Source organism: Pseudarthrobacter oxydans, from assembly GCF_013314975.1.
In the GTDB taxonomy this organism is placed as follows: domain Bacteria; phylum Actinomycetota; class Actinomycetes; order Actinomycetales; family Micrococcaceae; genus Arthrobacter; species Arthrobacter oxydans.
Genome location: NZ_JABTYH010000080.1, coordinates 1 through 1210 on the forward strand (window position 1 = coordinate 1; position 1210 = coordinate 1210).

1 protein-coding gene is annotated in these 1210 nt (G+C 69.8%); it reads left to right on the top strand.

Annotated elements, in window-relative coordinates; translation table 11 throughout:
- The coding region (locus tag HTS88_RS21945; protein WP_425515582.1) for an HNH endonuclease at nt 1-1210 on the top strand (1210 nt) is incomplete at both ends.

Genomic DNA, 1210 nt, shown 5'->3' on the forward strand with positions numbered 1-1210 from the left:
CGGGATGATTGATCAGGTGCGGGAGCTTGAAGACCTGAAATCGCTGGCGGCTGCGAAACAGGCCCGGATCGCTGTGGCTTTCGATCTCTCCCAGCGGAGGGAGCAGGCCGCGGCCGGTGTCCCGGCCAAGGAACAGGGCGCCGGTGTTGCCGCGCAGGTCGCGTTGGCACGCCGGGAGTCCCCGGCCCGCGGCGGCCGGCTCCTGGGCCTGGCCAAAGCCCTCACCACCGAGATGCCCCACACCCTGGCCGCCCTGCAGTCCGGGCAGCTGAACGAATGGCGCGCCACCCTCATCGTGAAGGAAACAGCATGCCTGTCCGCCGAAGACCGGTGCGGGGTGGATGAGGAACTCGCCGCCGACACCGGCACCCTCTCCGGTACAGGTTCACTGGCCGGCGCCGGGGACCGGGCCATCCTTGCCGCGGTCCGGGCCGCCGCGTACCGGCGCGACCCGCACTCCGTAGCCAGACGAGCCAATCAGGCGGTGAACGACCGGACCGTGACGCTCCGCCCGGCGCCGGACACCATGGCCCGCCTGAGCGCCCTGCTCCCGGTCGCGCAGGGCGTCGCCGTGTACGCCGCCCTCACCCGCCACGCCGACACCGCCCGATCAAACGGTGATGACCGTTCCAGGGGCGCGGCCATGGCCGATGAACTGGTGCAGCGCATCACTGGCACCCCGGCCGGGATCAGCAGCATCGAAGTCCAGCTCGTCATGACCGACCGCACCCTCTTCCAGGCCGACAGCGAACCCGCCCGCCTGGCAGGCTACGGCATCGTCCCCGCCCACTGGGCACGGCAAACCATCCTCGGGCAGCAAGAACGACCCGGCGCGGGACCAGCGGACAGCGCCGGTGCTCCGGAGACGGACGTCAGGGCTGGCAGCGGTACTGATGTTTGGCTCCGCCGAGTCTTCACAGCCCCCGGCACCGGCGAACTCCTCGCCATGGATTCGAAAGCCCGGCTCTTCCCTCCCGGGCTCCGCCGGTTCCTCCAGGTCCGCGACGACACCTGCCGCATCCCCTACTGCGATGCACCCATCCGCCACCACGACCACATCATCCCCTGGCACCAGGACGGGCCCACCACCAGCACCAACGGCCAAGGCCTCTGCGAAGCCTGCAACCACACCAAAGAAACACCCGGATTCTCAGCCAGACCGGTCCCTGGACCACGACACACGGTGGAACTGAAAACCCCCACCGGCCAC